This window comes from Gemmobacter megaterium, from assembly GCF_900156815.1.
Classification (GTDB): domain Bacteria; phylum Pseudomonadota; class Alphaproteobacteria; order Rhodobacterales; family Rhodobacteraceae; genus Wagnerdoeblera; species Wagnerdoeblera megaterium.
Genome location: NZ_FTOT01000002.1, coordinates 570,948 through 583,056 on the forward strand (window position 1 = coordinate 570,948; position 12,109 = coordinate 583,056).

A 12,109-nucleotide genomic window follows, 5' to 3' on the forward strand; every position below is an offset into this window, starting at 1 on the left:
GCATCGGCGGCGGCTATTCACCCAGACTGTTCAGCGCGCGTTGCATCAGGGCATCCAGCCCAAGACGCGCCTGATCCGCAACCGCGACATAGGCGTCCAGCATCGGTTCTGCCGACGGAACGGCCTGCACGATGGCGGGCGCCTGCGCATACAGCCCCCAGGCCAGAACAGCCAGCAAAAGCATCAGCCCGAAGCCCAGGCGGAACCCCGCGCGGCGTAGTTCGGGTGGTTCGGGCACATGAACAGCAGCTTCGCCCCGGCGCGAGGCGGAACTGGCGTTCAAGGTTGAATTGATGGCCTCTATGTCCGGCAGCAATTCGCGCCGGGCCGCGCGATTGGACAACGACGGCGCAGAGGGGGCCTCGGCCGTCGCCTCGCCCTCGTCCGGATCCTGCGCACGCGGGCGGATCCGCAGGCGCGACGGTTCCGCATCGGTCAGCCCCAGCTCTGGCTGGGTTTCCAGACTGCGAGCTGCGGCGCGGGCGGCCTCCTCGGCGCGGGCTCTGGTCTCGCGCTCGGCCTCTTCGCGCAGCACGGCCAGCATGGATTCGTCCAGAGAATGACGCCGGAGAACCTGCGGATCTTCGATATCGGGCTCAGGGGCCGACCCCAGATCCGGCTCGGGTTCCGGTTCCGGCTCAGGCACCACAGGCGGATCCGCCATCACGGCCAGATCGACAAGTTCCTCGTCCGCCTCGGTCATGTCGGGAGGTTGGAACCACACATGGCCGCAGGCAGAACATTGCACATCCCGCCCTTCGGCTGGTATCAACGCTGCATCCACCTCGTACTGGGCGTCGCAATTCGGGCAGATCAATCGCATCGGCCTGTGTCCCCACTCGTGCTGCCCGGCCCTTGTGGCAGCGCCCCTTATGGTCTGTTGTATCAAGGGAATGTCCAGGCTTCCAGTATTCCCAACACCTTTGCGCCAGTGATTGCAACGCCGGACGCCACGGGCCATTCTGCCCCCGCCTGATTCGCAAAGGGGCCAGCGTGATTTCGTTCGACAAGGTAGGGTACAGCTATGGCGGGGGCGAGTTGCTGTCGGAGATCTCGCTGACATTGTCGCCGGGATCGTTCCACTTTCTGACCGGGCCCTCGGGGGCGGGCAAGACCACGTTCCTCAAGCTGTGTTACGCCGAGCTTTTGCCCACTGCCGGGCGCTTGACCCTGTTCGACGGCGAGGCCCGCGGATTGTCGCGCGATGACGTCGCCATGGTGCGCCGCCGCATCGGTGTCGTGCATCAGGATTGCCAGTTCCTGGATCACCTGCCGGTGGCGGCCAATGTGGCGCTGCCGCTGACGGTGACGGGCAAGGACGCCGAAGTCGCCGATCTGCAGGATCTGCTGACATGGGTGGGCCTGCGCCCGCTGGCCGATGCGCTGCCCCCCTCGCTGTCGGGGGGCGAACGGCAGCGAGCCGCCGTGGCCCGCGCCGTGATCATGTCGCCCGATGTGATCCTTGCGGACGAACCGACCGGCAACCTCGACTGGGAAATGTCGCAGCGGCTGCTGCGGCTGTTTTTGGAGTTGAACCGCATGGGCAAGACCATCGTGATCGCAACCCATGACATGAACCTGATCCGCACCGCCAAGGGCCAGGTCGCCGCGCGCGTGCTGCGCATCCAGAACCGGCGCGTCCAACTGGCGGGGGCCGATCTGTGAAGGAACTCCTGCAACGCCTTGGCCTGATCTGGTCGGATCGCGCCTCTGACCGGGTGGTCCCCCCTACGGGACACACCGCCTGGCTGACCGGATTCACGGCAGGGGCGATGGCATTCCTGGCGGTGTTCGCGCTGGCGCTGTCGCTGGCCTCCGGGCGGCTGGCCGACCGCTGGGCCGAGGCGCTGAGCAATACGGCAACCATCCGCATTTCCGCCCCGCCCGACCAGATGACGGCCCAGACGCGGGCCGTCCTGAACCTGCTTGGCACCACCCCCGGCGTGCAGGGCGCGCGCGCCCTGAGCCCCGAGGAACAACGCGCCCTGCTGGAGCCGTGGTTCGGCCCCGATCTGCCGGTGGACAGCCTGTCGCTGCCGCAACTGGTGGAATTCACCGAAGCCGACGGCGGCTATGACGCCCAGGGCCTGCGCCTGCGCCTGCAAGCCGAGGCCCCTGGCGCGGTGCTGGACGACCATACCCGATGGCGCCGCCCGTTGACGGTGGCAGCCGAACGGCTGCGCCTGCTGGGCTGGCTGTCGCTGGTGCTGATCGGCGGGGCGCTGGCCGCGATGATCACGCTGGCCGCCAATGCCTCTCTGGCCGCCAATGCGCAGGTGATCCGGGTGTTGCGCCTGGTCGGGGCGCAAGACCGCTTCATCGCCGGGGCCTTCGTGCGCAGGTTCACGCTGCGGGCTGCCATCGGCGCAAGTGCCGGCGTGGCCATGGGCCTGCTGGGGATAGCGCTGCTGCCATCGGCCGATGCGGCCGGCGGGTTTCTGACCGGCCTTGGTTTTCAGGGCTGGGGCTGGCTGGTTCCGCTTGTCCTGCCGGTCATGGCCGCGCTGGTCGCCTGGACCGCCACGCGGATTGCCGCCCTTGCCAAACTGCGGGAGCTGAAATGATGGGGCCTGTACGCCTTGCGCTGCAATATGTGCTGTCGCTGATCTTCATCGTGCAGATGTATCTCATGATGGCGATCATGGCGGTGGTGTTCCTGCCCTGGGCGCTGATCTCGCCCGCCGGGGCCTTTGCAGCCTGCCAGAGCTTTTGTCTGTGGGTCCGGTTCACGGCGCGCTGGTTGATCGGACTCAAGACCGAAATCCGTGGCACACCGCCTCGCGACGCCGTTCTCGTCGCGGCCAAGCATCAGTCCTTTCTGGACATCCTGCTGATCTTCTCCGCCATGCCCCGCCCCCGTTTCATCATGAAACGCGAACTGATCTGGACCCCGATCCTTGGGCAATATGCGCTGCGCATCGGTTGCATTCCTGTCAACCGTGGCCGACGCGGGGCAGCGATCAAGCAGATGCTGGCCGACGTGGCCTCGGGCAAGGACAAGGGTGGACAACTGACCATCTATGCCCAGGGAACCCGCGTGGCACCGGGCGTCAAGGCGCCCTACAAGATCGGGATCGGCGCCCTGTATCAGGAACTGGGGCAGGATTGCGTGCCGGTGGCCACCAATGTGGGCGTGTTCTGGCCCCGCCACGGCATCCTGCGCAAACCGGGAGTGGCGGTGGTGGATTTCCTGCCGCGCATACCGGCAGGCAAGCCCCTGCCAGAGTTCATGGCAGAACTGGAACAGGCCGTGGAAACCCGCTCTGACGCCTTGCTGACCGAAGCGGGATTCCGGCCCGACGCAACCTGACGTGACCTCCGGCTACGCGCGCGCGCCCAGCTTGCCCTGAACAAAGGCAACGATATCCGCAGCCGGGCGTGCGCCGGCCAGCCCCGCCACCTCGCGCCCGCGATGATACAGGATCAGCGCGGGAATGCCCTGAATACCGGCACGCGACGAAACCTCGGGATGGTCTTGCGTGTTCAGCTTGGCCAGCCGCACCTTGGGGGCCAGCGCCTTGGCAGCCTTGGCGAATTCGGGCGCCATCATCCGGCAGGGGCCACACCAAGGCGCCCAGTAATCGACCAGAATGGGCAGATCGTCGCGCTTTGTCACCTTGTCATGGGCGGCAGCATCCAGGTCGGCGGGTTTGCCCGGTATCAGCGGGTCGCCGCAACTGCCGCAGCGGGGGTTTTGGTCCAGTCGCGCAAGCGGAACACGGTTGGCCTGACCACAGGTCAGACAGGTCAGTCGGGTGGCATCCATGGCGGTCCTCGTGGGATGGCTTTCCCTGTAGATGGGCGCGCGCGACGGTTTGCCAAGGCCACAGGCCCTGCGACGAACGGCGCACGCTTGCGCCCCCTCCTTGCCAAGGCTAGAGCCGTCGGACGAACCGCGCAAGCGGTCGGGGTCGGATGGCCTGTCCCACCCCGTCCCGACCCCTGCCCGCAAAGGACGATTGCCGCATGACCCGCGCCCGCGCCACCGCGATCGGCTTCATCGCCGTCCTCCTGTGGTCGTCACTGGCCTTGCTGACCGTGGCAACGGCCCCGGTGCCCCCGTTCCTGTTGAACGCCCTCACCTTCGGGATCGGCGGGGCGGTCGGATTGGCGTGGATCGTCGGGACAGGCGGCGGCAGGCGGTTGCGCGCGGTCTCGCCAGCTGTGCTTGCCTTTGGCATTGCGGGATTGTTCGGCTATCACGCGCTGTATTTCAGCGCCCTGCGATTGGCCCCCGCAGCCGAAGCCGGCCTGATCGCCTATCTGTGGCCGCTGCTCATCGTGCTGTTTTCCGGCCTGTTGCCCGGCGAACGGCTGACCCGGCGCCATATCCTTGGCGCGTTGATCGCCTTTGCAGGGGCGGCCCTGATCATCCTGTCCCGTCAGCGCGATGCGATGGCCTCCGGTGCCGCTGTCGGGTTGGGGCTGGCCTTTCTGTGCGCCCTGACCTGGGCGGCCTATTCCGTGGGCTCGCGTCGACTTGGCACAGCCCCGACCGAGGCGGTCGCCGTTTTCTGCCTTGCCACGGCGCTGTTGTCGGTGCCGTTCCATCTGGCGCTGGAAGAGACGCAGTGGCCACAGGATGCCATCGGCTGGGGCGCTGTGCTGGGGTTGGGTCTGGGGCCTGTCGGATTGGCGTTCTATGTCTGGGATGTCGGCATGAAGAAGGGCGATATCCAGCTTCTCGGCGTCGCGTCCTATGCCGCGCCGCTGCTCTCGACCCTGGCGCTGGTTCTGGCCGGTGTCGCGGAACCGACGCCGGTTCTGGCACTGGCCGCCGCCCTGATTGCCGCAGGGGCATTGCTGGCCGCACGCGCAGGTCAGGGCGGGAAACGACACTCCAGCCAGCCATAGGAACGTTGCGCCCTGTCGGGCGCAGGGGTCAGGCGGCGCCGTCCGGGACTGCCGGACAGGGCGACGACCAGATCATGCCGCCCGGCCCCGCCAGCCCATGGCCACGCCCGACGCAATGATGACACCCATTCCGATCACCGCGACCGGCCCGATGGTCTCGCCCCAGATCAGCCATGCCCAGATCGCCGAGAACGGCAGAACGACGTATTCCAGCACCGAAACCCGGCTGGCCTCGGCCAGTTGATAGGCACGCACCATCAGACCGACCGCCACCACAGAGCCTATGGCCTGAATGGCGATCCAGAACAGCACCTCGTTCGATGGCCAGTTCGGACCGCGGATCAGAAATCCGGCGGCCCCCTGCGGCGCCGCTGGCGCAATCCACCACAGCAGGGCCAGGACCAGCGCCGCCAACACGCCCATCACCAGCATGTAGGAGACGACCAGCGTCGCAGCACTTTCCCGGCCGCACCATTCCCGCGTGGCGATATTGGCCAGCGCATACAGCGCCCCTCCCAGCACCGGCACCAGCGTACCTGGGCCAAGCGCCTGCGGATCGGGCGACAGCACCATCAGCACCCCGGCAAACCCCGCCAGCGCCGCAGCGATCCGCCAGGGGCCCAGCCTGTGGCCATAGGCGAACCGCCCGATCAGCAGCACAAAGATCGGTGCGGTGAACAACCCCGCCGCTGCCTGCGCAACCGACAGAAACCCCAGACTGCCGAAATAGGTGAACATCGCCGCCGACTGGACCAGCGCACGGGCCAGCACCGCTCGCGGCGCCACCACCCGCAACTGAGGCGCGAATGGCAGCGCCATCACCGCCATCAGCATCAGCGCGACCATGCCCGACCGCATCGCCTGAAACTGCCACAGCCCCGTGCCGTCCGCGATCACGCGGACATAATTGTCGATGTAGCCGATCAGCGCGGCATAGATCAGGATGGCCCCGGCGGCGGCCAACATGCGGTTCGGGCGATCAGAAGGGGTCATGGACACTCCGTCGGGGCTTTCCACTCCCGGCTTATCCCGCCAGTATGCCGCACCACAAGCACGCATCGGGGAGGATCGCATGGGATGGCTGGCGGATGAAACCGGGCTGGGGCGCAACCAGGCCAACCATGTGCCCCTGACCCCCTTGTCGCATCTGGCCCGTGCGGCCGACATCTGGCCGGATCACGAGGCGCTGGTCTATGGCACCATCCGCCGCAGCTATGCCGACTACCGCGCCCGCGTCAGCCGCCTGGCCTCGGCCCTTGCCACACGGGGAATACGGCCCGGCGATGTGGTGGCCACGATCATCCCCAACCTGCCCGCACAGGTCGAGGCGCATTTTGGCGTACCCGCCTGCGGGGCGGTGCTGAACACCATCAACACCCGGCTGGATGTGGATACGGTCGCCTATATCTTTGCGCATGGCGGGGCCCGGCTGGTGCTGGTGGATACCGCCTTCCTGCCGCTGGCCGAGGCGGCCTGCGCCGCGATGGAGGGGCCACCACCCGGCATTGTCGAGGTCGCAGACCCCCAGGCCGGATTTCCCGCCACCGGCCGCTATCCGGAATACGAAGCCATGCTGTCCGCCGGTGATCCCGACTTCGCCTGGCTGATGCCACAGGACGAATGGGAATCACTGGCGCTGAACTATACCTCGGGCACGACCGGGCGGCCCAAGGGCGTTGTCTATCACCATCGCGGGGCCATGTTGTCCACCTTCGGCCAGGTCGTCAGTTGGCGGTTGCAGTTGCATCCGCGCTATCTGACCATCGTGCCGCTGTTCCATTGCAACGCCTGGTGCCACCCCTGGATGATGCCGCTGCTGGCGGGTACCGTGATCTGCTGCCGAGATGTTACGGCGCGGGCGCTCTATGCCGCATTTGCCGATGAGCGCGTCACCCATTTCGGCGGCGCCCCCATCGTGCTGAACACCATCATCCATGCCCGCGACGAGGACCGCCGCCCCTTTGACCAGATCATCGAGGTCTTCACCGCTGGCGCCCCGCCTCCGGCGGCCACGCTGGCCGCCATCGAGCCGCTGGGCTTCAATGTCACACAGGTCTATGGCCTGACCGAAACCTACGGCCCCGATGTGGAATGCGTCTGGCAAGCCGGTTTCGAGGGATTGACTGGCGACGACCGCGCCGCAGTCAAGGCGCGCACCGGCGTTGCCATGCCCTTCATGGAACATGTCACGGTGCTGGATCCGACCGATGCCCCCGTGCCCCGCGACGGCACCACACTGGGAGAGATCGCCCACCGTGGCAATGGCGTGATGAAGGGCTATTACAAGAATCCCGAAGCCACGGCAGAGGCATTCAAGGGCGGCTGGTTCCGCTCAGGCGACATCGCGTTCCGCCATCCCGACGGCTATATCAAGATCGCCGACCGCGCCAAGGACATCATCATTTCTGGCGGCGAGAATGTCAGCTCGGTCGAGGTGGAAGGCGCGCTGATGCACCACCCCGCCGTGGCCCTCTGCGCCGTCGTCGCCCGGCCGGACGACAAATGGGGCGAGGTGCCTTGCGCCTTTGTCGAATTGAAGGACGGCGCCAGCGCGACCGAAGCCGAACTGATCGCCTTTGCCCGCACCCGTCTGGCCGGGTTCAAAACGCCCAAACAGGTAATCTTCTGCGACCTGCCGAAAACCTCCACCGGCAAGATCCAGAAATTCGAACTGCGCAACCGCGCCAAAGGCCTGTGATCCCCGAGCGAAACAGTCGGGCGCCCCTGTCGCATGGGCGCCCCGTGTCGACGGCGTTAGACATCGTGCAGCAAGATGGCCTGCGACCCTCCCGTCCGGCGGCCATCCAGCCCTCCTCCCCCTGACATTCCAGCACGCCAGCCTCGCGCCAGCCAGCGGAATGTCAGGCCGGATGTTCCAGAACCTCGACCGACAGGATCGTCGGCATGTGCCGCGCGATTTCGGTCCAGGTGTCTCCCTCGTCCAGACTGGCAAAGACCGATCCGCTGTTGCTGCCGAAATAGACCCCCGCGGGCGTATGCCCGTCCCCCGCCATCGCCTGGCGCAACACGGTAAAGAAACACGCCTCCTGCGGCAGGCCCTGACGCAATGCCTGCCAGCTTGCCCCGCCATCGCGCGACCGCCAGACAGCACAGGCCGCATCAGGGGGAAAACGCCCGGCACTGTCGCCGTTCAGGGGAAGCGTCCAGAGCGTATCGGGGTCGCGCGGATGCACCCGGATCGGAAACCCGAACGTCGAAGGCAAGCCGGACGTGATGTCGTCCCAGCTTCGTCCCCCGTCGTTCGACCGCCAGACGCCATGATGGTTCTGCTGATACAGCCGGTCCTCGCCCCCCGGTGCGCGCATCATGTTGTGCACGCAATGCCCCACCTCGCCTCCCCCTGGGCCTGCCGGATGGTCGTGATCCGCGCAGGCATCTGCATTGGACAGCCGGTTGCGCCGCTCCCAGGTCGCGCCGCCATCCTCGCTGGCAAAGACCCCCGCCGCCGAAATGCCCAGCCACAGCTTTTGCGCGTCGCCCGGATCGGACACGATGGTGTGCAGCACCAACCCGGCGGCGCCAGGGCTCCAGCCAGGGGCAGAGGGATGGTCGGTCAACCCGTCCACCCGCATCCAGCTTGCCCCGCCATCGCGGCTTGCCAGCAGGCCAGCAGGCTTGGTCCCGGCATACAGCACACCATGGACATGGCCCAAGGACCACACCTGGGCAAACTCATCGCCAAACGGCAACGCAGCCTCGGCCCAACCGATCATGGCAGCAAAATCCGGATCCTTCGCCGCCCATTCGTCCATCGTCCCGCTGGTCAGGCGCGTAACCGTCCAGCTCGCCCCGCCATCTTCCGACCGCCAGATCCCCGCCCCATGCCAGTCACCACCGCCTCCGGCCCAGATCGTGCCAGAGCCCGGATCGCCCACCACATGGTTGATCGGCCACCCATCGCAGAACGGGCCACGCACCGACCACCCGCTGCGCGCGCGTCCCCCGTCGATCAGAAACACTCCCTTGGTCGTCCCGACCAGCACCGTGATCTTGCCCGCCATCGCAACGCCTCCCCTTGCGGATATGCGGAAAGCCTATCACAGATCGGCTGTCGGGCCATGCGCGGGCTGCTTCATCTTGCCGCAAATACCCCGGGGTCCGGGGCAGCGCCCCGGAGGTCCGCCACAGGCGCACCGGATCAGATTGCGCTGGAATGCCCGGCCTTGGACAGATCGTAGGCGTCAAAGGCCCGCGCCACCATGCGGGTCAGCGGGCGGCCCGGTTCGGGTATCGACAATCCGGTTTCGTCCAGCCGCACCATGTCTCCGAACTGCTCGGCGGCTGCCTGGAACATCGCGTCCAACGCAGATTCCTGCACCGGAAAACAGTCCAGCAACTCGGCCCGGCTGACGCGGAAGTCGCACATCAGCGCCTCGATGATGCGCGCGCGCAAAAGATCCTCGCCGCGGAACGTATGCCCCTTGCGGGTGGCGAACTGGCCCGAGCGGATCAGCTTGGTATATTCGCCGGTCGCCGGGGCGTTCTGGGCATAGCCTTGCGGAAACCGCGAGATCGACGAGGCCCCCAACCCGACCAGCACCGGCGCGGGATCGTCGGTATAGCCCTGGAAGTTCCGTCGCAGGGCGCCATTGGCCAGCGCGCGGGCCATGCCGTCGGTGGGGCGGGCAAAATGGTCGATACCCACATCCACATAGCCGTCCCACAGGAACAACTTTCGCGCCACGTCGAACAGGTTCAACCGCTCTTGCGGTGTCGGCATGGCGTCCGACGGGATCATCTGCTGGCGGCGGCTCATCCATGGCACATGGGCATAGCCGTAAAGCGCGACCCGGTCGGGCGACAGGCTGAGCAGCTTTTGCACCGAATCCGCGATCCGCTCTGGCGTCTGATGCGGCAGGCCATAGAGGATGTCGGCATTCAGACTGTGCACGCCGCGCGCGCGGATCATCTCGACCGCGTCGCGGGTGATGTCATAGCTTTGCTCGCGGCCGATGGTCTTTTGAATCTCCGGGTCGAAGTCCTGCACACCGATCGAGGCGCGGTTCATCCCCGCTGTGGCCAGCGCATCCAGCCGGGGCGCGTCAATCTCGTTCGGGTCGATCTCCACCGAGAATTCGCCATCGCGCGCCATGGGCGCCACTGCAAACACCGCCTGCGCCAGATCCGCGATCAGATCCGGGCCCAGCAACGTGGGGGTTCCCCCGCCCCAATGCAGGCGCGACAGCCGCACGCCGGGCGCAAGATACTGCCGCAGCAGGGCCAGTTCCGCCTTGAGTGTTTCCACATAGGCATAGACCGGCCCATCCGATGTGGTGCCCTGGGTGCGACAGGCGCAGAACCAGCACAACCTTCGGCAGAACGGCACATGCAGATACAGCGAGATTTCAGAGCCCGCCGGGATCTGCCTGATCCATCCGGCGAATTGTGCGGGGCCTGTCGTGGTATTGAAATGCGGGGCCGTGGGATAGCTGGTATACCGTGGCACCCGCGCATCAAAAAGCCCGAGGCGTGCGAGTTGCGATTCCGTGTCCATTCGTATAGCCTAAAGGCAGAGTTGGGCAGCGGCCTTGACCTAGATCAACAGCGACGAGCGGCATGGCCCTTAAAGACGCCCCGGTTCTCAGCCACGTATCCTGCGGAGACTGCCCGATCCGGCATCGGGCCGTTTGTGCCCGCTGCGAATCCGACGAACTGGTCGCGCTGGAACGCATCAAGTATTACCGCAGCTACGAAGCGGGACAGACAGTGGTATGGTCTGGCGACCGCATGGATTTTGTCGCCTCGGTCGTGACCGGAATCGCCACGCTGACCCAGACGCTGGAGGACGGGCGCCGCCAGATGGTGGGTCTGCTGTTGCCGTCGGATTTCGTGGGGCGGCCAGGGCGATCGAACGCGGCCTATGACATCACCGCGACCACCGATCTGGTGATGTGCTGTTTCCGCAAGAAGCCGTTCGAAGATCTGATGGCCCATACCCCGCATATCGCCCAGCGACTTCTGGAAATGACGCTGGATGAACTGGATGCCGCACGGGAATGGATGCTGCTGCTTGGCCGCAAGACCGCGCGGGAAAAGATCGCCAGCCTGATTGCCATCATCGCCCGCCGGGATGCCTCGTTGAAGGCAGAGGGCAGAGACGGGCCGCTTGTGTTCGATCTGCCGCTCACGCGCGAGGCGATGGCGGATTATCTGGGGCTTACGCTGGAAACCGTCAGCCGCCAGATCTCTGCCCTGCGCAAGGATGGGGTGATCGTGCTGGACGGCAAGCGTCATGTCACCGTGCCCGACATTGACCGCCTGCTGCTAGAGGCGGGCGACGACAGCGATGGCGGTTTCATCGGCTGACCCTGGCCTGCCCCTTCGGCACAGGCAAAATCCTGTTGCCCCCTGCATTCGCCATTCACAACCGCGTGCGCGTGCCGTAAGTCGGGATCATGCGGATACTTTTTCTTGGCGATGTGATGGGACGGGCCGGGCGCAACGCGGTTGCGACGCGCCTCAAGGGCCTGCGCACCGAATGGGCGCTGGATTTCGTCGTGGTCAATGGCGAGAATGCCTCCAGCGGGGCGGGGCTGACAGCGGCCCATGCCAAGGCGTTGCTGGAAGCCGGGGCCGACTGCATCACCCTGGGCGATCATGCCTTTGACCAGAAGGACATGATCGGTTTCATCGAGCAGGAGCCGCGCATCCTGCGACCGCTGAACTACGCCAAGGCCGCGCCGGGGCGCGGGGCGCGTCTGTTCACCGATGCGCGCGGGCGCAAGGTGCTGGTGACGCAGGTTCTGGGCCAGGTGTTCATGAAGCGCCCGTTCGACGACCCGTTCTCTGCCATCCAGCCGGTGCTGCACGCGCATCCTTTGGGCGGCATGGCGCAGGCCGTGATCGTTGACATGCATTGCGAGGCCACCAGCGAGAAAATGGCCATGGGCCACTGGTGCGATGGCCGGGCCAGTCTGGTGGTCGGCACCCATACCCATGTGCCCACCGCCGACGCCATGATCCTGCCCGGCGGCTGCGGCTATCAGACCGATGCCGGCATGTGCGGCGACTACAATTCCGTCATCGGGATGCAGAAGGAAGAACCGATGCGCCGGTTCATCACCCAGATGCCAGGCGGGCGTTTCGAACCCGCAGGGGGCGAGGCCACACTGTCGGGCGTCATGGTCGAAACCGACGACCGCACCGGCAAGGCGACCCGGATCCGCATGATCCGCATCGGCGGCAGGCTGGAAGAAGCACAGCCCTGAACCCCGCGCCACCGGCCTGCGACATC

At 66.3% G+C, this 12,109-nt stretch carries 12 protein-coding genes; 7 read left to right on the forward strand and 5 right to left on the reverse strand.

The features are described from left to right. Positions 1-13 precede the first annotated feature (13 nt). Positions 14-823 (reverse strand): zinc-ribbon domain-containing protein, encoded by an 810-nt coding sequence (locus BW970_RS07220; protein ID WP_076529724.1) that lies wholly within the window; start codon positions 821-823, stop codon positions 14-16. Positions 824-993: 170 nt separating this feature from the next. Between BW970_RS07220 and BW970_RS07225 the strand changes: the two genes are divergently transcribed. Genes BW970_RS07225 through BW970_RS07235 form a run of 3 tightly spaced genes read left to right on the forward strand, consistent with a single transcriptional unit; the run spans position 994 to position 3,310 of the window. Beyond that, positions 994-1,665 (forward strand): cell division ATP-binding protein FtsE, encoded by a 672-nt coding sequence (locus tag BW970_RS07225; protein ID WP_076529725.1) that lies wholly within the window; start codon positions 994-996, stop codon positions 1,663-1,665. Continuing rightward, positions 1,662-2,564: a cell division protein FtsX gene (locus BW970_RS07230; RefSeq protein WP_076529726.1), complete on the forward strand. Its 903-nt coding sequence runs from the start codon at positions 1,662-1,664 to the stop codon at positions 2,562-2,564. Before BW970_RS07225 ends, BW970_RS07230 begins: the two co-directional genes overlap by 4 nt. After that, entirely contained in the window at positions 2,561-3,310 is a 750-nt protein-coding gene (locus tag BW970_RS07235) for a lysophospholipid acyltransferase family protein (protein ID WP_229740454.1), read from the forward strand. Before BW970_RS07230 ends, BW970_RS07235 begins: the two co-directional genes overlap by 4 nt. 12 nt (positions 3,311-3,322) lie before the next feature. Here BW970_RS07235 and trxA read toward each other — a convergent pair whose 3' ends face one another. Further along, the gene (gene trxA / locus BW970_RS07240) at positions 3,323-3,766 is read right to left on the reverse strand and encodes a thioredoxin (protein ID WP_076529727.1); all 444 of its coding nucleotides are present in this window, start codon (positions 3,764-3,766) and stop codon (positions 3,323-3,325) included. 200 nt (positions 3,767-3,966) lie between these two features. Between trxA and yddG the strand changes: the two genes are divergently transcribed. Continuing rightward, entirely contained in the window at positions 3,967-4,854 is an 888-nt protein-coding gene (gene yddG / locus BW970_RS07245; RefSeq protein WP_076529728.1) for an aromatic amino acid exporter YddG, read from the forward strand. Positions 4,855-4,926: 72 nt separating this feature from the next. Here the strand turns inward: yddG and BW970_RS07250 are convergent, their stop codons facing one another. After that, positions 4,927-5,847, reverse strand: coding sequence for a DMT family transporter (locus BW970_RS07250; RefSeq protein WP_076529729.1), 921 nt, complete (start codon positions 5,845-5,847; stop codon positions 4,927-4,929). A gap of 79 nt (positions 5,848-5,926) precedes the next feature. On the opposite strand from BW970_RS07250, the gene BW970_RS07255 reads away from it, so the two are divergent. Next, a complete protein-coding gene (locus BW970_RS07255; protein ID WP_076529730.1) occupies positions 5,927-7,552 on the forward strand; it encodes an AMP-binding protein in 1,626 nt (541 codons plus the stop codon). A gap of 163 nt (positions 7,553-7,715) precedes the next feature. Here the strand turns inward: BW970_RS07255 and BW970_RS07260 are convergent, their stop codons facing one another. After that, on the reverse strand, positions 7,716-8,876 hold the full coding sequence (locus BW970_RS07260) for a sialidase family protein (RefSeq protein ID WP_076529731.1): 1,161 nt from the start codon (positions 8,874-8,876) through the stop codon (positions 7,716-7,718). A gap of 137 nt (positions 8,877-9,013) precedes the next feature. Then, the gene (hemN, locus tag BW970_RS07265; protein WP_076529732.1) at positions 9,014-10,369 is read right to left on the reverse strand and encodes an oxygen-independent coproporphyrinogen III oxidase; all 1,356 of its coding nucleotides are present in this window, start codon (positions 10,367-10,369) and stop codon (positions 9,014-9,016) included. Positions 10,370-10,431: 62 nt separating this feature from the next. Between hemN and fnrL the strand changes: the two genes are divergently transcribed. Both fnrL and BW970_RS07275 read left to right on the forward strand, forming a co-directional pair. Beyond that, complete coding sequence (gene fnrL, locus BW970_RS07270) at positions 10,432-11,181, forward strand: transcriptional regulator FnrL (protein WP_076529733.1); 750 nt, start codon at positions 10,432-10,434, stop codon at positions 11,179-11,181. Positions 11,182-11,270: 89 nt separating this feature from the next. After that, positions 11,271-12,083, forward strand: a complete 813-nt coding sequence (locus BW970_RS07275) for a TIGR00282 family metallophosphoesterase (RefSeq protein ID WP_076529734.1) — start codon at positions 11,271-11,273, stop codon at positions 12,081-12,083. Positions 12,084-12,109 lie beyond the last annotated feature (26 nt).